Origin of the sequence: Variovorax sp. 278MFTsu5.1 (assembly GCF_048305045.1) — a bacterium.
Classification (GTDB): domain Bacteria; phylum Pseudomonadota; class Gammaproteobacteria; order Burkholderiales; family Burkholderiaceae_C; genus Variovorax; species Variovorax guangxiensis.
The window spans coordinates 6,217,379-6,239,817 of sequence record NZ_CP157622.1 but is presented as its reverse complement, the minus strand read 5'-3'; the positions used below and the strand labels follow the sequence as shown (position 1 = coordinate 6,239,817).

At 69.6% G+C, this 22,439-nt stretch carries 27 protein-coding genes; 20 read left to right on the top strand and 7 right to left on the bottom strand.

What is annotated here, in order from left to right:
- Positions 1 to 27: 27 nt before the first annotated feature.
- The gene (locus ABL844_RS29020) at positions 28 to 756 is read left to right on the top strand and encodes a glutathione S-transferase family protein (RefSeq protein ID WP_184642083.1); all 729 of its coding nucleotides are present in this window, start codon (positions 28 to 30) and stop codon (positions 754 to 756) included.
- Here the strand turns inward: ABL844_RS29020 and rsmI are convergent.
- Positions 753 to 1,703, bottom strand: a complete 951-nt coding sequence (gene rsmI / locus ABL844_RS29015; protein ID WP_418129803.1) for a 16S rRNA (cytidine(1402)-2'-O)-methyltransferase — start codon at positions 1,701 to 1,703, stop codon at positions 753 to 755. The two genes, ABL844_RS29020 and rsmI, sit on opposite strands and share 4 nt — an antisense overlap.
- Positions 1,704 to 1,776: 73 nt before the next feature.
- On the opposite strand from rsmI, the gene ABL844_RS29010 reads away from it, so the two are divergent.
- The 3 genes from ABL844_RS29010 to ABL844_RS29000 all read left to right on the top strand — a co-directional run bounded on the left by ABL844_RS29010 (position 1,777) and on the right by ABL844_RS29000 (position 3,666).
- Positions 1,777 to 2,154 carry a YraN family protein gene (locus ABL844_RS29010; RefSeq protein ID WP_418129802.1) on the top strand — a complete coding sequence of 126 codons (378 nt, stop codon included), beginning with the start codon at positions 1,777 to 1,779 and terminating at the stop codon, positions 2,152 to 2,154.
- Between the two features lie 85 nt (positions 2,155 to 2,239).
- Positions 2,240 to 2,851 carry an SIS domain-containing protein gene (locus tag ABL844_RS29005; protein ID WP_418129801.1) on the top strand — a complete coding sequence of 204 codons (612 nt, stop codon included), beginning with the start codon at positions 2,240 to 2,242 and terminating at the stop codon, positions 2,849 to 2,851.
- On the top strand, positions 2,848 to 3,666 hold the full coding sequence (locus tag ABL844_RS29000; RefSeq protein WP_418129800.1) for a BON domain-containing protein: 819 nt from the start codon (positions 2,848 to 2,850) through the stop codon (positions 3,664 to 3,666). The genes ABL844_RS29005 and ABL844_RS29000 overlap by 4 nt, the downstream gene beginning before the upstream one ends.
- A 54-nt stretch (positions 3,667 to 3,720) precedes the next feature.
- Here the strand turns inward: ABL844_RS29000 and ABL844_RS28995 are convergent, their stop codons facing one another.
- From ABL844_RS28995 to ABL844_RS28985, 3 genes are all read right to left on the bottom strand, one after another.
- Positions 3,721 to 4,629, bottom strand: coding sequence for an NAD(P)-dependent oxidoreductase (locus ABL844_RS28995; RefSeq protein WP_369660625.1), 909 nt, complete (start codon positions 4,627 to 4,629; stop codon positions 3,721 to 3,723).
- 64 nt (positions 4,630 to 4,693) lie between these two features.
- Complete coding sequence (locus ABL844_RS28990) at positions 4,694 to 5,830, bottom strand: PilT/PilU family type 4a pilus ATPase (RefSeq protein WP_126025782.1); 1,137 nt, start codon at positions 5,828 to 5,830, stop codon at positions 4,694 to 4,696.
- A gap of 28 nt (positions 5,831 to 5,858) precedes the next feature.
- The gene (locus ABL844_RS28985) at positions 5,859 to 6,902 is read right to left on the bottom strand and encodes a type IV pilus twitching motility protein PilT (protein WP_126025783.1); all 1,044 of its coding nucleotides are present in this window, start codon (positions 6,900 to 6,902) and stop codon (positions 5,859 to 5,861) included.
- A 51-nt stretch (positions 6,903 to 6,953) separates the two neighbouring features.
- Between ABL844_RS28985 and ABL844_RS28980 the strand changes: the two genes are divergently transcribed.
- Positions 6,954 to 7,658, top strand: coding sequence for a YggS family pyridoxal phosphate-dependent enzyme (locus ABL844_RS28980; protein ID WP_418131966.1), 705 nt, complete (start codon positions 6,954 to 6,956; stop codon positions 7,656 to 7,658).
- Between the two features lie 10 nt (positions 7,659 to 7,668).
- Here ABL844_RS28980 and ABL844_RS28975 read toward each other — a convergent pair whose 3' ends face one another.
- The 3 genes from ABL844_RS28975 to ABL844_RS28965 all read right to left on the bottom strand — a co-directional run bounded on the left by ABL844_RS28975 (position 7,669) and on the right by ABL844_RS28965 (position 9,191).
- A complete protein-coding gene (locus tag ABL844_RS28975) occupies positions 7,669 to 8,136 on the bottom strand; it encodes an Lrp/AsnC ligand binding domain-containing protein (protein ID WP_019657564.1) in 468 nt (155 codons plus the stop codon).
- 143 nt (positions 8,137 to 8,279) lie between these two features.
- Positions 8,280 to 8,738, bottom strand: coding sequence for a hypothetical protein (locus ABL844_RS28970; RefSeq protein ID WP_126025784.1), 459 nt, complete (start codon positions 8,736 to 8,738; stop codon positions 8,280 to 8,282).
- Positions 8,739 to 8,864: 126 nt separating this feature from the next.
- Positions 8,865 to 9,191, bottom strand: a complete 327-nt coding sequence (locus ABL844_RS28965) for a DUF4148 domain-containing protein (protein WP_418129799.1) — start codon at positions 9,189 to 9,191, stop codon at positions 8,865 to 8,867.
- A 230-nt stretch (positions 9,192 to 9,421) separates the two neighbouring features.
- Between ABL844_RS28965 and ABL844_RS28960 the strand changes: the two genes are divergently transcribed.
- The 15 genes from ABL844_RS28960 (at position 9,422) to ABL844_RS28890 (ending at position 22,438) form a co-directional block, all read left to right on the top strand.
- Positions 9,422 to 10,696 carry a Glu/Leu/Phe/Val family dehydrogenase gene (locus ABL844_RS28960; RefSeq protein WP_418118134.1) on the top strand — a complete coding sequence of 425 codons (1,275 nt, stop codon included), beginning with the start codon at positions 9,422 to 9,424 and terminating at the stop codon, positions 10,694 to 10,696.
- A 34-nt stretch (positions 10,697 to 10,730) separates the two neighbouring features.
- Positions 10,731 to 11,252, top strand: a complete 522-nt coding sequence (locus tag ABL844_RS28955) for an alpha-ketoglutarate-dependent dioxygenase AlkB family protein (RefSeq protein ID WP_126025787.1) — start codon at positions 10,731 to 10,733, stop codon at positions 11,250 to 11,252.
- A 91-nt stretch (positions 11,253 to 11,343) separates the two neighbouring features.
- On the top strand, positions 11,344 to 12,006 hold the full coding sequence (locus tag ABL844_RS28950; protein ID WP_418129798.1) for a nucleoside/nucleotide kinase family protein: 663 nt from the start codon (positions 11,344 to 11,346) through the stop codon (positions 12,004 to 12,006).
- 95 nt (positions 12,007 to 12,101) lie between these two features.
- Positions 12,102 to 12,830 carry a DUF2242 domain-containing protein gene (locus ABL844_RS28945; protein WP_418129797.1) on the top strand — a complete coding sequence of 243 codons (729 nt, stop codon included), beginning with the start codon at positions 12,102 to 12,104 and terminating at the stop codon, positions 12,828 to 12,830.
- Between the two features lie 43 nt (positions 12,831 to 12,873).
- Positions 12,874 to 13,344: a MarR family winged helix-turn-helix transcriptional regulator gene (locus tag ABL844_RS28940; RefSeq protein WP_418129796.1), complete on the top strand. Its 471-nt coding sequence runs from the start codon at positions 12,874 to 12,876 to the stop codon at positions 13,342 to 13,344.
- Entirely contained in the window at positions 13,341 to 14,342 is a 1,002-nt protein-coding gene (locus ABL844_RS28935) for an FUSC family protein (protein ID WP_418129795.1), read from the top strand. The genes ABL844_RS28940 and ABL844_RS28935 overlap by 4 nt, the downstream gene beginning before the upstream one ends.
- 73 nt (positions 14,343 to 14,415) lie before the next feature.
- Positions 14,416 to 14,934 (top strand): RDD family protein, encoded by a 519-nt coding sequence (locus tag ABL844_RS28930; RefSeq protein ID WP_301507925.1) that lies wholly within the window; start codon positions 14,416 to 14,418, stop codon positions 14,932 to 14,934.
- A gap of 16 nt (positions 14,935 to 14,950) precedes the next feature.
- A complete protein-coding gene (locus tag ABL844_RS28925) occupies positions 14,951 to 15,673 on the top strand; it encodes an RDD family protein (protein ID WP_126025793.1) in 723 nt (240 codons plus the stop codon).
- On the top strand, positions 15,670 to 16,659 hold the full coding sequence (locus ABL844_RS28920) for a stage II sporulation protein M (RefSeq protein ID WP_418129794.1): 990 nt from the start codon (positions 15,670 to 15,672) through the stop codon (positions 16,657 to 16,659). Before ABL844_RS28925 ends, ABL844_RS28920 begins: the two co-directional genes overlap by 4 nt.
- Complete coding sequence (locus tag ABL844_RS28915) at positions 16,649 to 17,380, top strand: hypothetical protein (RefSeq protein ID WP_369660634.1); 732 nt, start codon at positions 16,649 to 16,651, stop codon at positions 17,378 to 17,380. The genes ABL844_RS28920 and ABL844_RS28915 overlap by 11 nt, the downstream gene beginning before the upstream one ends.
- The gene (locus ABL844_RS28910; RefSeq protein ID WP_418129793.1) at positions 17,367 to 18,161 is read left to right on the top strand and encodes a DUF4129 domain-containing protein; all 795 of its coding nucleotides are present in this window, start codon (positions 17,367 to 17,369) and stop codon (positions 18,159 to 18,161) included. The genes ABL844_RS28915 and ABL844_RS28910 overlap by 14 nt, the downstream gene beginning before the upstream one ends.
- A complete protein-coding gene (locus ABL844_RS28905; RefSeq protein ID WP_418129792.1) occupies positions 18,158 to 19,432 on the top strand; it encodes a DUF4350 domain-containing protein in 1,275 nt (424 codons plus the stop codon). Before ABL844_RS28910 ends, ABL844_RS28905 begins: the two co-directional genes overlap by 4 nt.
- Positions 19,433 to 19,446: 14 nt before the next feature.
- Positions 19,447 to 20,442, top strand: a complete 996-nt coding sequence (locus tag ABL844_RS28900; protein ID WP_418129791.1) for an AAA family ATPase — start codon at positions 19,447 to 19,449, stop codon at positions 20,440 to 20,442.
- A gap of 11 nt (positions 20,443 to 20,453) precedes the next feature.
- Positions 20,454 to 21,824 (top strand): DUF58 domain-containing protein, encoded by a 1,371-nt coding sequence (locus tag ABL844_RS28895; RefSeq protein ID WP_418129790.1) that lies wholly within the window; start codon positions 20,454 to 20,456, stop codon positions 21,822 to 21,824.
- Positions 21,825 to 21,874: 50 nt separating this feature from the next.
- The gene (locus ABL844_RS28890) at positions 21,875 to 22,438 is read left to right on the top strand and encodes a DUF805 domain-containing protein (protein WP_418129789.1); all 564 of its coding nucleotides are present in this window, start codon (positions 21,875 to 21,877) and stop codon (positions 22,436 to 22,438) included.
- Position 22,439: the final 1 nt, after the last annotated feature.

Genomic DNA, 22,439 nt, shown 5'->3' with positions numbered 1-22,439 from the left:
CTCCCCTCCCGTGCCACCATCTCCCGCATGCCCTACCAACTCCATTACTGGCCCACCATCCAGGGCCGAGGTGAATTCGTCCGGCTCGCGCTCGAAGCTGCCGGCGCGGACTACGTCGACGTGGCGCGCTTGCCGGAGGGCGAGGGCGGTGGCGGATCCGCTCTGGGTGAGCGGCTGGACGACCCGGAGGCCGCGCGCCCTGCCTTCGCGCCGCCGTTCCTCGTCGATGGCGACATCGTGGTCGGGCAGACGGCCGCGATCCTGCTGTATCTGGGCCCCAGGCTCGGCCTGTCGGGCGTAGGCGAATCGGACGGGCTTTGGACGCACCAGCTGCAGCTCACCATCGCCGATGCGGTGGCCGAGGCGCACGACACGCACCATCCGATCTCGGTCGGCGCCTATTACGAAGACCAGCGCGACGCGGCCGTGCAGCGCGCGAAGGCCTTTCGCGAGGAGCGCATACCGAAGTTCCTCGGCTGGTTCGAGCGCGTGCTGCAGCGCAACCCTGCGGGCAGCCAGCATCTGGTGGGCGACACGCTGACCTACGCCGACCTGTCGCTGTTCCAGCTTGTGGACGGTTTGCGCTACGCGTTTCCGAAGGCATCGGCGCGGGCACTCGCCGCCACGCCCGCGGTGGAGAGGCTGCATGCCAACGTCAAGCGACGCCAGCGCGTGCATGACTATCTGCAGAGTCCGCGCCGTATCGCGTTCAACGAAGATGGCATCTTCAGGCGTTACGCCGAACTGGACGGCTAGTTCTGCTCCGCCTCGTCGCGGATGCGCAGCGCGGCGTCATACAGCGTATTGCGCGGGGCGCCGCTGATCTCCGCCGCCAGCTTCACGGCCGTCTTCACGGGCAGTTCCGTCAGGAGCAGGCGCAGCACGCGCTCGCCTTCGGCCCCGCCGTCACCGCTCACGGCCACGGGGTGCAGCACCAGCGCGAACTCGCCGCGCGTGCGGTCGCGGTCGGTGGCGAACCAGTCGGGTAGGGCACCTGCGGCGACGGTGGCGATTTCCTCGAACTGCTTGGTGAGCTCGCGACCCACGGTGACGCGGCGCTCGCCCAGCGTGGCCAACGTGCGCGCGAGGTTCTCGATGCGGTGCGGTGCCTCCAGCAGCACGACCGCGCGCGGTTCCTTCGACAGCGCCTGCACGGCCGCATCGCGCTCGCCGGCCTTGCTCGGCAGGAAGCCCGCGAAGACGAAAGCGCTGCTGGCATTGCCGTCGTGGCCGCCCTCGGCCACCAGCCCCGCCGCGCCGACCAGCGTGGTCACGCTGCTGGCGCCCGGCAGCGGCAGCACGCGTTGTCCGGCGGCGCGCACCGCGGCCGCGAGCCGCGCGCCGGGGTCGCTCACGCCGGGCGTGCCGGCGTCGCTGACGTAGGCGATGCGCTCGCCCTGCGCGAGCCGCGCGACAACCGCCTGCGCCGCCTCGGCCTCGTTGTGCTGATGTACCGCCAGCAGCTGCGAGCCGGGGCGGTCGATGCCGTAGGCGCGCAGCAGGCTCTGCGTGTGGCGGGTGTCCTCGCAGGCGACGGCATCGACCAACTGCAGCACGTGCAGGGCGCGCAGCGTGATGTCGGCCAGGTTGCCGATGGGCGTGGCGACGACGTAGAGCGTGCCCTGCGGATAATGCTGCGCACCCGCGGCGTCATGAGCTGCCGCGAGGGCTGCGCCGAAAGAGGCGGGAGCGAGTGAAGCCAAGGGGTTTCTCCGTCGGAACGAACAGGCAGCAAGCAGGAAAAAGAAGACTCTCGAGAGCCGGCCAGGGAGGGCCATGAAGACCGACACCACAACGAAGCATCGGGGCGATGCGGCGGAAGACGCCGCGCTCGACCACCTGCGGGACGCGGGCCTCGTGCTGCTCGCCCGCAATTATCGGACGCCCGGGCGCGGCGGCGGCGAGATCGACCTGATCATGCGCGATCCGCGTCCCTCGCCCACGGGCACGCTGGTGTTCGTGGAAGTGCGCCATCGCAGCTCCGGCACGCACGGCGGCGCGGGCGGCAGCATCACCGGGCCGAAGCAGCGGCGCATCGTGTTCGCCGCGCAGCACTACCTGAGCCGGCTGCGCACGGTGCCGCCCTGCCGCTTCGACGTGGTGCTGGTGGAAGACAAGATAACCTGGCTGCAGGCCGCCTTCGATGCCGGCTGACGCGCCGCCCGAGGGAACTGAAGCCGCAATGCAGGCTCCACACTCGAACGTCTTGTTTCACAGCCCCCAGTTATCATCCCGCCCCATGCTCGAGCAACGGATTCAGCAGCACTTCATCGACAGTGCCGACCTCAAGTACCAGACCGGGCCGGTACTCAGCAAACCCATCTCTCAAGCGATGCAGGCCCTGCTGGCCTGCGTGACCAGCGGCGGCAAGGTGCTCGCCTGCGGTGCCGGCGTCTCGGGGCTGCTGGCGGCCCAGTTCGCCGCGCAGTTCGTGGGCCGCTTCGAACGCGAGCGGCCCGAGCTCGGCGCCATCGCGCTGCCCGGCGATGCAACCGACCCAGGCGCCGACAGTGCCGAAGCAACGGACGCCGACCGCTTCGCCCGCCAGGTGCGCGCGCTCGGCCAGGCCGGCGACGTGCTGCTCGCTCTGAGCATCAGCGGCCAGTCGGCATCGGTGCTGGCAGCAGTGGCCGCGGCGCACGAGCGCGACATGACCGTCGTCGCGCTGCTGGGCAACGCGGCATCGGGCGCAGGTGGGGCCATCGGCCGCGCCCTGCGCGAGACGGACGTACAGATCAGCGTGCCGCACGAGCGTGCGGCGCGCATCCACGAGATCCACCAGATCGCACTGCACTGCCTTTGCGACGGCGTGGACGCCCAGCTACTCGGAGAACAGGAAGCTTCCTCATGACCTTGAAGACCATGACGACGACATCGACCCAACGTTTCGCACTGGCCCTGACACTGGGCGCCGCACTGGTCACGAGCCTTTCCGCCTGCGTGCCGCTCGTCGTGGGCGGCGCGGCCGTGGTGGGCGTGGGCATGGTGGCCACCGACCGCCGCAGCTCGGGCGCCCAGCTCGACGACCAGGGCATCGAGCTGCGTGCCGCGGCCCGCGTGCGCGACATCGCCAACGACCAGATGTACGTCAGCGTGACCAGCTACAACCGCCAGGTGCTGCTGACCGGCGCCGTGGGCAGCGATGCCGACCGCCGCCGCGTCGAAGACGAGGTGAGCCGCATCGTGAACGTGCGCTCGGTGGTCAACGAGCTGACCGTCGGTTCCTCCAGCACCTTCCAGGACCGCTCGAACGACCTCTACATCACCGGCAAGGTGAAGGCCTCGCTGCTCGACGCCAAGGACATCTTCGCCAATTCCTTCAAGGTGGTGACCGAACGCGGCGTGGTCTACCTGATGGGCATCGCCACGCGGCGCGAGACCGATCGCGCGACCGAGATCACGCGCGGCGTGTCGGGCGTGGTGAAGGTGGTGCGCGTGGTCGAGGTCGTGAGCGAAGCCGATCTGGCGGCCAGCCAGGCGGCGAATCAGGCTGCCGCGCAGCGCGGTGGCACGGGGCCGGCGCCGGTGACTTCGGCAACGCCGTCCGCGCCCTCGTCGTCGTCCACCTCGCGCGTGCCGCTGCCGCCGATGGAGCCGTTGCCCCCCGCGGGCTCGTCGACGCCGGCGCCTTCCTCGAACGGCGTGACGACCTCGCCGGTGCGCTGAAGATCCGGCACGCCAAGACAGGAAAGCCCGCTGATGCGGGCTTTCTTCATTGCGTCACTTGAGCCGCGTGATGAGGCTCGAGGTGTCCCAGCGCCGGCCACCGGCCTGCTGCACGTCGGCGTAGAACTGGTCGACCAGCGCCGTCACCGGCACGCGCGCGCCGTTGCGCTTGGCTTCGTCGAGCACCAGGCCCAGGTCCTTGCGCATCCAGTCGACCGCGAAGCCGTAGTCGAACTTGCCTTCGATCATGGTCTTGCCGCGGTTCTCCATTTGCCAGCTCTGGGCTGCGCCCTTGCTGATAACGCCGAGCACGGCCTCCATGTCGAGACCGGCGCGCTGGCCGAAGGCGATGGCTTCCGACAGGCCCTGCACCAGGCCCGCGATGGCGATCTGGTTGACCATTTTCGCGAGCTGGCCGGCGCCGCTCTCGCCCAGCAGCGTGACTGCGCGCGAGAACGCCATGGCCACCGGCTTGATGCGCTCGAAGACCGCCGCGTCGCCGCCGCACATCACGGTGAGCGCGCCGTTCTGCGCGCCGGCCTGGCCGCCCGAGACGGGGGCGTCGATGAAGTGCAGGCCCAGCGCCTGCGCTGCCTTGGAGAGCTCGCGCGCCACGTCGGCCGAGGCGGTGGTGTGGTCGACCAGCACCGCCCCCTTCTTCATGCCGGCGAAGGCGCCGTCGTCGCCCAGCACCACCGAGCGCAGATCGTCGTCGTTGCCGACGCAGCAGAACACGATGTCGGCGCCGGCGGCCGCTTCGCGCGGGGTGGCGGCGTGGCGGCCGGGCGGGCCGAATTCCTCGGCCCAGGCCTGCGCCTTGGCGGCGGTGCGGTTGTAGACCGTGACGCTGTGGCCGGCCCTGGCCAGGTGGCCGGCCATCGGGCCGCCCATGACGCCGAGGCCGAGGAAGGCCACGGTCCGCGCGGGGATGGATTCGTAGGTGCGGGGGTTGATGCTGCTCATGGGGCGACAGCTTAAGGCCATTCCGCCGCAGGCGTCGTGCGGCGGAGGCCGGCCTTCCGCGGCCTCAGACGATCGCGAAGTGCTCCGTGCCCGCCGCCAGGTCGGTGCTGCGCGCGCGCTGGCTGTTGAGCTTGATCTGCAGCCGCAGGTCGTTGGCCGAGTCGGCGTTGCGGATGGCGTCCTCGAAGCTGATCGAGTGGCTCTCGAACAGGTCGAACAGCGCCTGGTCGAAGGTCTGCATGCCCAGGTTGCGGCTCTTGCGCATGATTTCCTTGATCTCGCCCACCTCGCCCTTGAAGATCAGGTCGGAAATCAGCGGCGTGTTCAGCAGCACTTCCACTGCGGCCACGCGGCCCAGGCCGTCTTCCGTTGGCACCAGCCGTTGCGAAACCAGCGAGCGCAGGTTCAGCGACAGGTCCATCAGCAGCTGCGCGCGACGTTCTTCGGGGAAGAAGTTGATGATCCGGTCCAGCGCCTGGTTGGCGCTGTTGGCGTGCAGCGTGGCCATGCACAGGTGGCCCGTTTCGGCGAAAGCCACGGCGTGCTCCATGGTTTCGCGGTCGCGGATTTCGCCCATCAGAATGACGTCCGGCGCCTGGCGCAGCGTGTTCTTCAGCGCGGCTTCCCAGCTGTCGGTGTCGATGCCCACTTCGCGCTGCGTTACCACGCAGTTCTTGTGCGGATGCACGAATTCGACAGGGTCTTCCACCGTCACGATGTGGCCGTAGGAGTTCTCGTTGCGCCAGTCGATCATCGCCGCCAGCGTGGTCGACTTGCCCGAGCCCGTGGCGCCCACCAGGATGCACAGGCCGCGCTTGGTCATCGACACGTCCTTCAGCACCTGCGGCATGCCCAGGCCGTCGATGGTCGGCAGCTTGGCGGGAATGGTCCGCAGCACCATGCCGACCTTGCCCTGCTGCACGAACGCGTTCACGCGGAAGCGGCCGATGCCGGTGGGCGAGATCGCGAAATTGCATTCCTTTGTGCGCTCGAACTCCGCCGTCTGGCGGTCGTTCATGATCGAGCGGGTCAGCGCCAGCGTGTGCGGCGCGCCCAGCGCCTGCTGCGAAACCTTGGTGACCTTGCCGTCGACCTTGATGGCCGGCGGGAAGTCGGCGGTGATGAACAGGTCGCTGCCGTTGCGGCTCACCATGAGCTTGAGCAGGTCGTTGATGAACTGGCTGGCTTGATCGCGTTCCATGATGTCTTTGCTCCGGGAGGGCCTGGGGTCAGCCGGGGAAGTTCTCGGGGATCTTGGCTTTCCCGCGGGCTTCCGCTGCCGAGATGGTATTGCGGCGCACCAGTTCCGTCAGGTTCTGGTCCAGCGTCTGCATGCCCGAGCCCTGGCCGGTCTGGATGGTGGAGTACATCTGCGCCACCTTGGCCTCGCGGATCAGGTTGCGGATGGCCGGGGTGCCCAGCATGATCTCGTGCGCCGCCACGCGGCTCTGGCCGTCCTTTGTCTTGCACAGCGTCTGCGAGATCACGGCCTGCAGCGACTCCGAGAGCATGGCGCGGATCATTTCCTTCTCTTCGCCCGGGAACACGTCGATGATCCGGTCGATGGTCTTGGCGGCCGAGGAGGTGTGCAGCGTGCCGAACACCAGGTGGCCCGTTTCGGCGGCGGTCATCGCCAGGCGGATGGTCTCCAGGTCGCGCAGCTCGCCCACCAGGATGGCGTCGGGGTCTTCGCGCAGCGCGGAGCGCAGGGCGTTGGAGAACGACAGCGTCATCGGCCCCACCTCGCGCTGGTTGATCAGGCACTTCTTCGACTCGTGCACGAATTCGATCGGGTCTTCCACCGTGAGGATGTGGCCGTACTCGTTCTCGTTGAGGTAGTTGATCATCGCCGCCAGCGTGGTCGACTTGCCCGAGCCCGTGGGGCCCGTCACCAGCACCAGCCCGCGCGGCTTGAGCGCCAGTTCACCGAAAATCTTCGGCGCGTTCAGCTGCTCGAGCGTGAGGATCTTGGACGGAATGGTCCGGAACACCGCGGCCGCGCCGCGTGCCTGGTTGAAGGCGTTCACGCGGAAGCGCGCGAGGCCGTCGATCTCGAAGGAGAAGTCGACCTCCAGGAACTCTTCGTAGTGCTTGCGGTGCGTGTCGCTCATGATGTCGTACACCATGGCGTGCACGCCCTTGTGGTCGAGCGCGTCGACGTTGATGCGGCGCACGTCGCCGTTGACGCGGATCATGGGCGGCAGGCCCGCGGAAAGGTGCAGGTCGGAGGCTTTGTTCTTGACGCTGAACGCCAGCAGTTGGGTGATGTCCACGGGGCTCCTCGGCTCGGGTTTCGTGACGTTTTGATACGATTTTGGACGATTATGACGATGATTGGCGACGACCTCCAGCAAGTAAACAACCGGATCGCGAAGGCATGTGTAACGGCCGGCCGCGACCCGGCCGGAGTGCGCCTTCTGGCGGTGTCCAAGACCTTCGGCCCCGAGGCCGTGCGCGAGGCGCATGCGGCGGGCCAGTCGGCCTTCGGCGAGAACTACGTGCAGGAGGGGCTGGACAAGATCGAAGCACTCGCCGACCTGCGTTCTTCCCTCGAATGGCACTGCATCGGGCCGCTCCAGAGCAACAAGACGCGGCCCGTGGCCGAGCACTTCGACTGGGTCCACTGCATCGACAGATTGAAGATCGCCGAGCGCCTTTCGGCCCAGCGCCCGGCTCACCTGCCGCCGCTGCATGTATGCCTTCAGGTTAATGTGGACGGCGGAGCGAACAAGTCCGGCGTGCCTCCGGAAGAGGCGCTCGCGCTGGCGCGCGCTGTGGCGGCTTTGCCACAACTCCGGCTGCGCGGGCTCATGGCGATTCCCGAGCCGGCCACCGGCTTCGAAGCGCAGCGCGAACTGTGCCTGCGCGCGCATGCGGTGTACCAGTCGATCCGCGACGCAGGCATCGCGCTCGACACACTCTCGCTGGGCATGAGCGGCGATCTCGAAGCCGCGATCAGCGCCGGCAGCACGATGGTGCGGGTAGGCACCGCGATCTTCGGCGGCCGCAACTACGCCAAGCCGGCCTGACAGGCCCGGCTCACACCCCCAGCGGCAGCCGCGCGCTGTTCTTCACTTCTTCCATCACCGCATAGGTCCGCGTTTCGCGCACGCCGGGCAGTTGCCACAGCACGGTGCCCGCGAACTCGCGGTAGGCGGCCATGTCGGCCATGCGGGTCTTGAGCAGGTAGTCGAAGCCGCCGGCGACCATGTGGCATTCCATGATCTCGTCGCGCACCTGCACCGCGGCCTTGAACTGGTCGAACACGTTGGGCGTGGTGCGGTCGAGCAGCACCTCGACGAAGACGGTGAAGCCGCGGCCCAGCTTGTGCGGATCGAGCCGCGCCTCATAGCCCTGGATGAACCCGTCGCGCGTGAGCCGCTGCACCCGCGCCAGCACAGCCGTGGGCGAAAGCGCCACCGCCTCGGCGAGCTTGAGGTTGGTGATGCGGCCGTCTTCCTGAAGGATCTTCAGCAGACGCAGATCGATGCGGTCCAGGTCGAGCATCGGAGGATTATCCGGCTCGGGCATCGATTCGTGGCAAAAGATGCGGGTTATGGAGGCAGGCTATAGGAGATAGAACCAAGGAACTGCCGCCGGCCTACCCTCGCTTACCCAAGGAGCGAAGGGGCCGAGGCATTCCATCCCCGTCAGCGTAGCTGGGTCTGCGGTTGCGCGGCCGCTTGCTGGTTCTTCAGTTGGTCGACGAGTGCGCTGTAGGCAGGGCTCGCGCGCAGTCGTGCGTACTCGGCGGCGGCCTCGCGGTAGCCGGGCCTCATCGTGTCGGCACCGGCCTCGCCGCTCTGCCTGGCCGCCAGGCCCGAGCGGATCCACAGCTGCGTGTCGGCAGCCACCGCGGCGCGGGAGTTGGCCGACACCACCACCGCCTGCTGCTCGTAGCCGCTGGTGTAGCCCTGCGTGGGCGCGGTCTTCAGCCACTGCACCGCGTCGGCGGTCACGGCGGCGCGTGTGGTCGAGGAGACCAGCGGCGCGGGACGCGGATCGCCCTCGGCGTAGTTGCCGGCGAAGCTCGGCGCGGCGATCGTGCCCAGCAGGGCGGCGAGGGCGGCGGTGCCGATCAGACGGGTGGCGGAAGCTTGCTTGCTCATTCGTTACTCCTTGATGTGTGACGTCGGTTGGTTTGCCATGGTTGGTGAAGCCAACTCTACGAAGCGGATCTGCTGGGTCGATAACCCGTCGATGACGTTTCTGTCATCTACGGATGTGGCGCATGCCTATCGCTCGCCCGAGGGGATCGTTCCCGCCCGCATCGCCTTGATGGCCTCGGCCTCCACCGCTTCGCGCGTGGCGGGCTGGCCGGTGCGCGCGGCAGGCCAGGGCGCGCCGCGGCTCACGTTGTTCCAGGCGGGCTGCTTCTGCGCCGTTGCCAGCTCTGCCACGACCCTGTCGCGCGACGGATCCTGCTTCGCGTGATCGGGATAGCGCGTCACGCCGGCCTCGGTGGGGGCGAAGTGGTATTCGCCCGCGGCGGACGCTGCCAGCGGAGTCAGCGCGACGGCGGCGAGAAGGGAGGAAGAAACAAGAATCTTGCGGTGCGGCATGGTCGGTATCTCCTGGTTGTCCGTCGTCGCCGGGATGGCGCGACCATGCCAATCTAGGAAGCGAGCCGGTCAGCCTCCGCACGCCGCGATTACATCGGCGCAATGTCGACCCGGCAGGCCAGCCAACCTCTCTTGCATAACCGCCTCCGCGGCGCGCATAAGCCATGGCGCAACGCGCGGCGGAGGTCTATCGTTGCAGCCACCCTAACAAACCAAGCAAGGGAACTCATATGAGCGAACAACTCTCCTTCGTCAGTCCTACAGCCAACAGCCCGTGGGGCACCTATCTCTCGCAGGTCGACCGCGTCGTGCCGTACCTCGGCCCGCTGGCCCGCTGGGTCGAAACCCTCAAGCGCCCCAAGCGCGCGCTCATCGTCGACGTGCCCATCGAAATGGACGACGGCACCATCGCCCACTTCGAGGGCTACCGCGTGCAGCACAACATGAGCCGCGGCCCCGGCAAGGGCGGCATCCGCTTCCACCCCGACGTCACGCTGGAAGAAGTGATGGCCCTGTCGGCCTGGATGACCATCAAGACGGCTGCCGTGAACCTGCCGTACGGCGGCGCCAAGGGCGGCATCCGCGTCGACCCGAAGAAACTCTCGCTGCAGGAGCTCGAGAAAGTCACCCGCCGCTACACCAGCGAGATCGGCATCATCATCGGCCCGCACACCGACATCCCCGCGCCCGACGTCAACACCAACGCGCAGATCATGGCGTGGATGATGGACACCTACTCGATGAACGTCGGCGGCACCGCCACCGGCGTCGTCACCGGAAAGCCCCTGCACCTGGGCGGCTCGCTGGGCCGCGTGAAGGCCACCGGCCGCGGCGTGTTCGTCACCGGCCGCGAAGCCGCGCGCCGCCTCGGCATGGACCTGCGCGGCGCGCGCATCGCTGTGCAGGGCTTCGGCAATGTGGGCTCCGTCGCGGCCGAACTCTTCGCCGAGGCCGGCGCCAAGATCGTCGCCGTGCAGGACCACACCGGCACCATCGTCAACAGCAACGGCCTCGACCTCGCCAAGCTCGTGCCCATCTCGCGCACCGACGGCGTGGTCGGCTTCAAGGCCGGCGGCGACATCGTGCCGAACGAGGACTTCTGGAACACGCCCTGCGACATCCTCATTCCGGCTGCCCTCGAAGGCCAGCTCACCGCCGAACGCGCGCAGAAGACCACCGCCAAGCTGGTGCTCGAAGGCGCCAACGGCCCCACCGTGCCGCAGGCCGACGACATCCTCGCCGAGCGCGGCGTGCTGGTGGTGCCCGACGTGATCTGCAACGCCGGCGGCGTGACGGTCAGCTACTTCGAATGGGTGCAGGACTTCTCGTCCTTCTTCTGGGACGAGGACGAGATCAACGTGCGCCTCGACCGCATCATGATGAACGCGCTCAACCACATCTGGGACACGGCGGACAAGCACAAGATCACGCTGCGCACTGCGACCTACGCGGTGGCCTGCGAGCGCATCCTGATGGCTCGCCAGGAGCGCGGCCTGTATCCCTGATCGCGAAGCAACGGTCCCTGTATCCTGCGGGCCCATGAGCGGCCCGCCCATCCACCTCGATCCCGCGTTCATCGCGTCGCCCGATGCCCTTCTTGAATGGCTTCGGTCCGCGGTGACGTGGGACGAGCGCATGCGCGCACGCAAGACCGCCAGCTTCGGCGTGCCCTACGACTATTCGCAGATTGCCTATGAGGCGGTGCCGATTCCCCCGGAACTGGAAGTCCTGTGCGGCAGGATCGAAGCCACGCTCGGGTTCCGTCCCAACAATTGCCTGCTGAACCACTATGCCGATGGCGCGTCGTCGATGGGCTTCCATTCGGACGACATCGCGGCATTGGCACCCGGCACCGGCGTCGCCATCGTATCGGTCGGGGCCACCCGGTCTATCGCATACCGCAGCAAGGCCGACAGCAGCTTGCGCTTCCATTACCCGCTTTCCCACGGCTCGCTGCTCTATATGTCCGACGCCGTCCAACGGGAGTGGCTCCACGCCATTCCCAAGGCCGAAGGCGTTGGCGAGCGCATCAGCCTGACGTTTCGTGCGATCCTGAAATGACGGCGTTGCTCGTGTAGCGCGCGAGTCGCGCTCGAGAGCCTTTCCGCTGGCTGATGATTTCTTGACGCCCAGAGAAGCTACGCTCAGGGGGATGAGCACTCCTCCCGCGCAGAACTTTCCCTCACTTCCTGAACTTCCCCCTGAAAGCGCCGCCCGCCTGCAGGCCCTGATGGCCAGCGGGCAGCGGCGGCTGCTGGGGCTCGTCGGCGCGCCCGGCGCTGGCAAGTCGACGCTCGCGGCGGCGCTCCTGCAGGCGGTGGGCGCGGAGCGTGCCCAGGTCGTTCCCATGGACGGCTTCCATCTGGCCAACGTCGAGCTGCAACGGCTCGGACGCGCCGGCCGCAAGGGTGCTCCCGACACCTTTGACAGCGCCGGTTACGTCGCGCTGCTGCAGCGCCTGCGCGAGCAGCGGCCCGACGGGGGCATCGTCTACGCGCCCGAGTTCCGCCGCGAGATCGAGGAGCCGATCGCCGGCGCGATCGCGGTGCTGCCTTCGACGCAGCTCGTCATCACCGAAGGCAACTACCTGCTGCACGACGTGGGCCCATGGGCCGGCGCGGCGGCGATGCTGGACGAGGTCTGGTACGTGGACATCGACGACGCGGTGCGCGAGGCGCGGCTGGTGCGCCGCCACCAGCAGTTCGGCCGCAGCGCCGAAGAAGCGCGCGCCTGGGTGGAGAGCACCGATGCGCCGAACGCGCGGCTGATCGCGGCGACGCGGGTGCGCGCGCATCACGTGCTGCCCTGGTCCTGAAAATTTCGGCATTGCGGCGGGAACGCGCTTGCACGGGCGCGCTCGAAGGCTTGCCGGCAAGGCCGCCGGTTAGCATTCGCCGCTTCATGCCGTCCATGCACTCCAATTCCCTGTTCGCCATCCGTGCCCCGGTCCGTAAACCGGTTCTCGCCCTGGGCCTGCTCTGCGCCGTTCTCGTGCTCGCCGGTTGCGGCAGTAGCTCCCGCCGGGTCAACTACGAACCCGAGGCCTTCGGCTCCACCACCACCCACACCCGCGACTACGAGGCCACCGAGGCCCAGACCTGCGAGGCCGCGCGCCGTGCGCTGTTGAGCCAGGGCTACATGATCACGGCCGCCAACTCCGACCTCGTGACCGGGCGCAAGAGCTTCCAGCCTGCAGCTGAGGTGCATGTGGAAGTCGAGTTCCGCGTGGTCTGCGCGCGCGAGAGCACCCGCGGCGGCAAGACGAGCAGGAGCACCGTGGCCTTCGCCACCGCGCTGCAGGACCGCTACGGGCTCAAGAAGGTGAACAACTCGGCGAGCCTCGGCGTGGGCGCTATCGGCTCGCTCTCGCTGCCGTTCTCGGGCAGCGACGACGCGATGGTGAAAGTGGCGAGCGAGACGCTGACCGACGAGCGCTTCTACGACCGCTTCTTCGCGCTGCTCGACCGCTTCCTGGAAGGCCCGGAGGCAGAAGCCGAGGACGAGGCCGCGACCAAGCCCGAGGAAACGCCGGTCGCATCGCCGGCCCCGGTGCCCATGCCTGCGCCCGCCATCGCTCCGGCCTCCGAGCCGGCGCCGGCCGTCACCTACCCTGTGACTTCATCGCCCAATCGGGGCTGACGCCGAAAGGCCTGGATACCAAGACGCGTCTTACAATCCGGGCATGGCTTCCACCGTCCCAGATACGGCGCAATGCGCCTCGCGTCTTCGCTCCTCGGTGTCGTTGCTCTCCCGCCAGCTTCGCGGCGGCAGTGCCACGCCGGAGGGGCCGAGCGTGGCCAAGCTCAGCGTGCTGGGCCAGCTCCACCGGCACGGGCCGTGCACGCCCACCGCGCTGGCGGGGTTCGAGCGCGTCAAGCTCCAGTCGCTGACCCGGCTGCTGGCCGAGCTGGAAGCCGAGGGCTGGATCGGCCGCGCGCCGCATCCGGCCGACGGGCGCCAGTGGCTGCTGTCGCTCACCCCCGAGGGCATGCGACGGCTGAAGGCGATCATGCGCACGCGCGAGGCGGCGCTGGCCGAGGCGATCGGAGCCACGCTCGATGAAGGCCAGCGCGCCCTGCTGCTCGAAGCCTGCGGGCTGATCGACGGCATTTCGGCCGCGCTCGACGGCGGCGCGAAGCCTCCCGGGCCATGAACGGCACGCGCGCGCTGCAACGCCTCGCCGACCCCTGGCGCAACGGCCGCTGGCGTCCCGGCGTGCAGCTCGCCGCGGCGGTGGCCATCGCATGGTGCGTCGCTACCGCGCTGCATCTGCCCGAGAGCTTCTGGGCCGTGATGAGCGTGCTGATCGTCATGCGCCCGAGCGCCGGTTCCACGCTCGACGCCGGCTGGGACCGCGTGCGCGGCACCGCGGCTGGCGCGCTGGTCGGCATGGCGGGCGTCTGGCTGCAGCATCACGGCGCACAGCCGATCGCGACCACGCTGGCCCTCGTCGTACTGCTCGCTTTCGCCAGCGCCTCGGTGCCGGGCATGCGCAGCGCGCCGGTGGCGGCGCTCATCATCCTGTCTGCCGGCGGCATTCCCGGCCATTCGCCGCTGCAGGTGGCGCTGCTGCGCATGGTGCAGATCGGCATCGGCGTGGGCGTGGCACTGGTGGTCTCGACGGTGATGTCGGAGTACCACGCGGGCGCGCGTTTCGACGAGGGCTGCGCGGCGCTGCTGCGCGGCATCGCTAGGCGCATGTCCGCCTCGCGCCGTCCCACCGATGCCGGGGAGATCGAGCGCATCCAGGCAGGTACGCGCGCCGCGCTGGTCCGCCTGGGGGCGCTCGCCGGCAGCGCCGACCTCGAAGCGCGATGGTGGCGCCGGGGCGGCACGAGCGGCAGCTATCGCGACAAGGCCCGGCTGGCGGCGCGCATCTTCCAGGACGCCACGGTGCTCGACCGCGTGTTCCGCCTGGCGCCCGGCACGCGGGCCGAAGCCGCGCAGGCGGCCGGCGCGGCCATTGCGGGCATGGCCGACGCGCTCGAAGGCAAGCCCGCGCCGTCCGACCTGGACGAACTGGCCCGCTGCGCAGCACAGGCTTCGTCGGGCGAAGGCGCCTCGAACGCGCTGCTGGCGGCGCCGCTGAACCTGCTGCTCGACGACCTGCGGCGCCTGCAAACCACGCTCGCCGCGCGCCCGCCTGCTTAGCCGGCCGGCCGGAGCGGGCATCGAACCGCCCTAGAATCTTCCGAAAATTCATTCGTTTCGGAGAGGGACGGGCATGGAAGACCAGTCGCAGGACGCGCGCTACGCGCCTCCGCAATCCCATGTGGAAGACGTGGTGCAGCCGGGCGGGGGCCAGTCAGGCGAGCTCGCATCGCGCGGCACGCGTTTTCTCGCCGCGATGCTCGACGCGGGCATCTCCATCGTGGCGATCTGGCTCCTCGCGAAGTTCACGCCCATCAATCTCTGGGAAGACGACGGCCTCGGCATGTGGGAGCCCCGCATCTCCAGCGCGGCCTCCGGCGTCGTCCTCTATCTCGTGCTGCACGGCTATCTGCTGGCCACCCGCGGCCAGACCATCGGCAAGGCGCTCTTCAAGATCCGCATCGCGCGGCCCGACGGCTCGCAGGCGCAGATCGGCCGCATCCTCGCGCTGCGCGACGGGCCGATGTTCTTCACCAGCATCTGGCCGCTGCTCGGGCCGATCTACGTGCTGATCGACTGCCTCTTCATCTTCCGCGCGTCGCGCCGCTGCCTGCACGACCAGATCGCCGACACCGTCGTGCTGCAAGCCTGAGCCGGGCGCGACGCCAGTGCGCCTCGACACGCTCTACACCGCCGAGACCCCTGAAGGCATCGCGCTCTCGCTGCGCCCGGCCGGGCTGGTCGCGCGCGGGCTGGCCTACCTCATCGACTTCGCGATCCGGCTCGGCATCTTCGTCGCGATCTCCATCGGCGTCGGCATGCTGGGCAAGATGGGCTTCGGCATCCTGCTGATCGCCTACTTCTGCCTGGAGTGGTTCTACCCTGTGGTCTTCGAGCTGACGCGCGCGGCCGCCACGCCCGGCAAGCGCGTGATGGGCCTGCGCGTGGTGATGGACTCGGGCCTGCCCGTCACGCCCGCCGCCGCGCTCACGCGCAACCTGCTGCGCGCGGCCGACTTCGTGCCTTCGTTCTACGGTGCGGGCATCGTGTCGATGCTGTGGCGCCACGACAGCAAGCGCCTGGGCGACCTGGCCGCCGGCACGCTGGTGGTGTTCAGCGACCAGGTGAGCCTGCACGGCAGCGTGCCCCCGGCCGAACCGCAGGCGCCCGCGCGGCCGCTGTCGGCGCGCGAGCAGATGGCCATCGTCTCGTGGGCCGGGCGCGCCACCCGCCTCACGCCCGAGCGCTTCGACGAGCTTGCCCGCGTCGCGGAACCGGTGCTCGGGCCCGACACCACCGGCGCCTCGGCCTCGCAGCGCCTGCTAGGCGTGGCGCAGTGGGTGCTGGGTCGGCGCTCCGGTGCCGATGCGCAGGGAAGGGCGGTGCGATGACCCCGCTCGATTTCGAGGCCGCCTACGCACCCCTGTGGGCCGAGCTCGAAGCCGTCATCCGCACGGCCGAGACCAAGCGCAAGTTCGACGGCGCCCGGCTCGCCACGCTGTACCGCCGCGTGTGCGAGCACCTCGCGCTGGCGCAGGCGCGCGCCTATCCGATCCATCTCACGCAGCGCCTGGAGGGCCTCACGCAGAGCGCGCACCGGCTGATCTACCGCCGCCACGACTACGGCCTCGCCCGCTTCGGGCGGCTCGCGCTGGTCGACTTTCCCGAGGCGGTGCGCGCGCACCGCATCTACCTGCTGGTGTCGGCGCTGATGTTCATGCTGCCGCTGCTGATGGCGGGCTGGGCCGCCTGGCGCGACCCGGGCTTCATCCTGCACCTGCTCGACGCCAGCTCGGTGCAGGAGTTCGACTCCATGTACGGCGACAGCGCCGAGTCGCTGGGCCGCACGCGCAGCGCGGACGACGACTGGCAGATGTTCGGCTACTACATCATGAACAACATCGGCATCGGGTTCCGCTGCTTCGCGGCGGGCATCTTCGCCGGCGTGGGCAGCGCGGCGGTGGTGGTGTTCAACGGCGTGCAGATCGGGGCCGTGGGCGGCTACCTCATCGCGGCGGGGCATGCCCAGAACTTCCTTTCCTTCGTCGTCACGCACTCGGCCTTCGAGCTCACCGCCATCGTGCTGGCGGGCGCGGCGGGCCTGCGGCTCGGCTATTCGTGGGTGGCGCCCGGACGGCACACGCGGCTCGAGGCGCTGCGGCTGGCGGCGCGCCACGCGGTGGTGATCGTCTACGGGGTGATCGGGCTGCTGCTGATCGCCGCCGCGGTCGAAGCCTTCTGGTCGTCGGCGCGATGGATCGCGCCGGCCGTGAAGTACGGCGTGGGCGGAGCCTGCTGGGTGCTGGTGCTGGCCTACCTGGGCTGGCAAGGCCGGCCGAGCGCCGCCGCGAAGACAGGGGACGAACATGCGGGTTGACGGCCTCGCCATCGCGCTGCGGCCGCGACCCATGGCCGAGGCCGCCGATCTCGGCGCGCAACTGGTGCGCAGCCACGCGCGCTCGGTGTGGCGCACCTTCCTGCCGGTGCACATCGTCATGGTGCTGCTGGCCCTTGGCACGGTCGAGATCGCCGGCTGGCTGCCCAGCCTGCTGATCTTCTGGCTCAAGCCCTGGCTCGACCGCAGCCTGCTCTTCGTGCATTCGCGCGCCGTGTTCGGGCAGGAGACGCGCTGGTCCGACCTCTGGGCCAACCGCCGGGCAGTGTGGGGCGGCCAGCTGCTGCGCACGCTGCTGTGGCGGCGCTTCTCGCCCTGGCGCTCGTTCACCCAGGCCATCGAGCAACTCGAGGGCCAGCGCGGAAGCGCACGGCGCAAGCGGCGCGCGCAGCTGCTGAGCGGACGGCGCGGTTCGGCCACCGGCATGCAGCTGGTGTTCGCCAACGTCGAGATGGCGCTCGACATCTGCCTGCTGTCGCTGCTGTTCTGGTTCGCGCCCGAAGGCAGCTCGCGCGATCTCTTCAACTGGCTCACGCAGTCGGACTCGACGGTGCAGAGCCTGCTGACGGCAGGCGCGTATGCGCTGGTCGTCGGCGTGCTGGAGCCGTTCTACGTGGCGGCCGGGTTCGCGATGTACCTGAACCGCCGGGTCGAGCTGGAAGCGTGGGACATCGAACAGGAGTTCCGTCGTGGATTCCGTTGATATCCGCGGGCTTCGCGTTGCGGCAGCGGTGCTGGCCGTGTGGGCTGCCAGCCTGATGCTGCCGGCGACCTCCACCGCGGCCGAGACGGTGCTGACGCGCGAGCAGGTGCAGGCCGCCGCCGACAAGGTCCGCGCCGACCCGAACATGCCCGGCACCAGGACCGAGAAGAAGCTGCGCTTCAAGGAGCGCGACGAGGAAGAGGAAGAGCCAGAGAAGAAGACCGACAGCCTCGACTGGCTGCGCGACTTCGTGCGGGCCGTGGCCGAGGGCGCGCGCTGGCTGATCTGGGGGTTGGCCGCATTGGCGCTGGCCTGGCTGGCGGTTCGCCTTCATCGATGGATCAGGGTGCGCGCCGGCGGCACGCGGCCCGGCAAGGCGCCGCTGCCCAGCCACGTGGGCAGCCTCGACATCCGGCCCGAGAGCCTGCCCGAGGACATCGGCAATGCCGCCGCCGGCCTCTGGCAGCGTGGCCAGCACCGGCCCGCGCTGTCGCTGCTGTACCGCGGCGCGCTGTCGCGGCTGGTGCATGCGCATGCGGTGCCGGTGCGCGCCGCGAGCACCGAGGGCGAGTGCGTGGTGCTGGCCTCGACCCGGCTGTCGCCGGACGCGCAGGCTTTCTTCGTGCGGCTGATCGAGGCGTGGCAACTGGCGGCGTACGGCGGCCGGCTGCCGTCCACCGCGCAGGTGCTGGCGATCTGCGGCGAGTTCGACCTGCACCTGTCCGCCAAGGCGGCCGCTGCCGAGCTGGACGACAGCCTGATGAAGGGCGCGGCCGCATGAACGCATGGGTGGCCCGCATCCTCACGGTGCTCGTGCTGGCGCTGGCCGGCTTCTGGCTGGTCTCCGCCACCGAATGGGCCGACACCGAGGTGTCGACGCCCGCGAGCGGAGAGGCCAGGACGAACCGCTTCTACGGTGCGCAGGCGATGCTGCGCGAGCTCGGCATGAAGGTGGTCAAGCGCGACAGCCTCGACGCCATGCCGCCCGCGCGGGCGCGGCTGGTGCTCGGCTCCAGCCACTGGGACATGTTTCCCGAGCGCGGGCAGCGCCTGCGCCAGTGGGTCGAGCAGGGCGGGCACCTCGTGATGCCGGGCTACCTGGTCGGCGGCGACCAGCTCGAAGACTGGCTGCCGCTGGTGCGCGAGAAGCCGCCTGCATCGGAAGAAAAGAACGAGAAGGAAACGCCCGAGCCGAAGAAGAGGCGGAAATCGGGCATCCCGCGCATTCCCGACCCGTCCGCCAGGGACGCGGACTGCCACACGGTGAACGAGCCCGCAACGGTTCCCGCGAGCTTCGCCGGCGGACGCAGCTACCGGCTCTGCACATGGTGGTCGCCCTCGCGCTACCGGCCCGCCGACAGGCAGCCGCCCGCGCTGTGGACCGCGACCGGACCGCGCGGCACCGAGGCGATCCGCGTCGGCGTCGGGCGCGGCACCGTCACCGTGATGCCCTGGGGCCTCTGGCACAACGACAGCCTGCTGCGCGGCGACAACGCGCTGTTCGCCGCCGCGGCGGTGCAGGCGCGCGGCGGTGCCGAGATCTGGTTCGTCGCCGAGGAGGCGCGTGAGCCCTTCATGCTGTGGCTCTGGCAGAAGGGCTGGGTGGCAATGGTCGTGGGGCTGCTGGCGCTGCTCGCCGCGCTCTGGCGCGCGGCCGTGCGCTTCGGGCCGCTGGCGCCTTCGGCCGGCACGCACCGGCGCTCCATGGCCGAGCAGGTGCGCGGCACCGCCGGTTTCCTGCATGCGCACGGCCCGGGCGCGCTGCACGTTGCGCAGCTGCGCGCGCTCGACGAATCGGCTCGCCGGCAGCTGCGCGGCTACGCGTTTCGCGATGCGGCGGCGCGAGCAGCCGCCATCGCGCAGGCAACGGGGCTGGAGCCGGCGATGCTGTTGCGCGCGATGGACGGGGCCCGCACCCGCCACGCCGGCGCGATGGCGATCGAGCTGGAAGTGCTCGAGACCGCGCGCCGCCGGCTCGACGCGAACGGGCCGTTCACGCCGCGGACTTCTTCTTCATCACCTTCTTCTTCCTCCTCCTCATCCTCATCCTGAACCGAGAGACGCCCATGCAAGCCATCCAACCCGAAGAACTGACGCGTGCGGCCCAGTGGCTGCAGACGCTGCGCGCCGAGGTCGGCCAGGCCGTGGTCGGCCAGCTCGAGGCGGTCGACCAGACGCTGGTGGCGCTGGTGGCCTCGGGCCACGTGCTGATCGAGGGCGTGCCGGGGCTGGGCAAGACCCTGCTCGCACGGGCGCTCGCGCAGGCCATGACGCTGCGCTACTCGCGCGTGCAGTTCACGCCCGACCTGATGCCCTCCGACGTCACCGGCCACGCGGTGCTCGACATCGCATCGCGCGGCGACGGCAGCCTCGGCACCCTGCGCGTGCACCAGGGCCCGGTGTTCACCAACCTGCTGCTGGCCGACGAAATCAACCGCGCCCCGGCCAAGACCCAGAGCGCATTGCTCGAAGTCATGCAGGAGTACCAGGTCACGCTCGAAGGCAAGGCCATGGCGCTGCCGCGCCCTTTCATGGTGATGGCCACGCAGAACCCGATCGACACCGAGGGCACCTATCCGCTGCCGGAAGCGCAGCTCGACCGCTTCCTGCTGAAGATCGACATCGGCTTTCCGAGCCACAGCGAGGAGAACGCCATCGTGCAGCTCACCACGCGGCAGCGCGCGGGCAACCAGTTTCCGCTGGAAGCCGTGCGCCCCTGTCTCGACGAGGCGCAGGTGCTCGAGCTGCAGCGGCTGGCCTGCCTGGTGCAGACCGACGAGCGTGTGATCGACTACGCGGTGCGCATCGCGCGCGCCACGCGCGACTGGCCGGGGCTTTCGTCGGGTGCCGGCCCGCGCGGCACCATGGCGCTGGTGCGCGCCGCCCGCGCCGCCGCGCTGATGGCCGGGCGCGACTTCATCACGCCCGACGACGTGGCGCGCCAGGCGCTGCCGGCGCTGCGGCACCGCGTGATGATCTCGCCCGATGCGCAGCTTGAAGGCCTGAGCGTCGACACGCTGCTGCGTGCCGCGCGAGACAGCGTGGAAGCTCCAAGGCTGTAAGCCCAGCGCGGATGCGAGCTGCCATTCCGATCCCCGCGCGCGCGCCCGTGCTGGCGCTGGCCGGCCTCGGTGTCGCCGCCACGGTGGCGCTGCTGCTGGGCGTGCCGGTGGACTACGTCGCCGTCGTGGCGGGCGTGCTGCTGGCGCTCGGCTTCGTGCTGGCGGGCGCCGATCTCTGGCAGAGCCTGCGGCTTTGGCGCGCCGCGCCGCTGCGCATCGAGCGCAACCTGCCGGGCGCGTTCTCGCTGGGCGTGCCCACGGTGCTCACCCTCACGCTGGTGAACGAAGGCGCGCAGGCCTGGCGGGTGTCGGTGTTCGACGAGCTCGACACGCACTTCGCCTTCGAGGGCCTGCCGCAGGAGCACGTGGTGCCGGCGCTCTCGCGCGTCGCGATCCGCTACACGGCCACCGCCACGCAGCGCGGCGTGGCGCAGTTCGGCGCCACCCAGCTGCGCTGGCGCACCCGCCTCGGCTGCTTCGAAGTGCGGCGGACGCTCGGCGAGCCGCGCCGGCTGCGCGTGTACCCGAACTTCGCCGCGCTCGCGCGCTATGCCTGGCTCTCGGGCGACCGGCGGCTCGCGCAGATCGGCATCAAGACCTATGCGCAGCGCGGGCTGGGCACCGACTTCCGGCAGCTGGCCGACTACAAGACCGGCGACTCGCTGCGCCACATCGACTGGAAGGCCACGCAGCGCCAGCGCCGGCCCATCGTGCGCGAGTTCCAGGACGACCGCGACCAGTGCGTGCTGTTCCTGCTCGACTGCGGCCGTCGCATGCGCGCCGACGAAGGCGCGCCGGCGCAGCAGGCCGGCAGCAACAGCCACTTCGACGAAGCCCTCAACGCCCTGATGCTGCTGAGCTACGTCGCGCTGAAGGAGGGCGACGAAGTCGGTGCCATGACTTTCGGCTGCCCGCCCGAAGAGCGCCGCGACTTCGCCCCGCGCAAGGGCAGCGCCACGCTCAACGCGCTGATGAACCGGCTGCACGACATCCAGCCCGGCGCCACCCATTCCGACTACCTGCTGGCCGCGCAGGAGCTGCTGCGCGTGCAGAAGCGGCGCGCGCTGGTCATCGTGCTGACCAACTTCCGCGACGAGGACGCGGCCGAACTGCGCCCCGCCATCAAGCTGCTGCGCCGCAAGCATCTCGTGCTGGTCGCGAGCCTGCGCGAGCGCGTGCTCGGCCGCATCGCCAGTCAGCCGCTGGTGCATGCGCGCGACGCGGTCGACGTGGCGGCGGCGCACCTGTTCGAGCAGTCGCGCCGCGACGCCTTCGCGCGCGTGGTGGGCAACGACCCGCTGTCGGTCGACGTGGAGCCGGCCGACCTTGCGGTGGCGCTGGTGAATCGTTACCACGCGGTCAAAAGGGCTGGCCTTTTGTAAAGGTCTTTGCCCACAATGGGTTCTTCATAAATCAGAGGAGAGAGAAGCACATGACGACCGATTTCACCAATCCCAATCCGTACGCCGCGCCCCGCTCCACGGTGGCCGACGTGTACGAGGGCGGCTCCGATGCCGTGCAGCCCGTGAAGCTGTGGTCCGCCAAGGGCCGCATCGGCCGGGCACGCTTCCTGGCGTACACGCTTTTTTCGTACATCATCTTCATCATCGCTGCCGCGGTGATGGGCGGCATCCTCGGCTTCACCGGCCTCGCGCGCTCCGAGGGCGTGATCGGCGGGCTGACCTTCCTGCTGGCGATTCCGTACCTGGTCTTCTATGTGCTGACCGGCATCCAGCGCTCGCACGACATGGACTGGTCGGGCTGGATGCTGTTGCTGGCGCTGATTCCGTTCGTCGCCCTGATCTGGGTCTTCAAGTCGGGCACCAAGGGCCGCAACCGCTTCGGCGCGCCGCCGCCGCCCAACGGCATCGGCGTGCTGATCGGCGCATGGCTGTTGCCGGTGATCACGGTGCTGGGCATCCTCGCTGCCGTCGCGCTGCCGGCCTACCAGGGCTACACCACGCGCGCCAAGGCGGCGCAGGTCGAGCGGCCCTGAG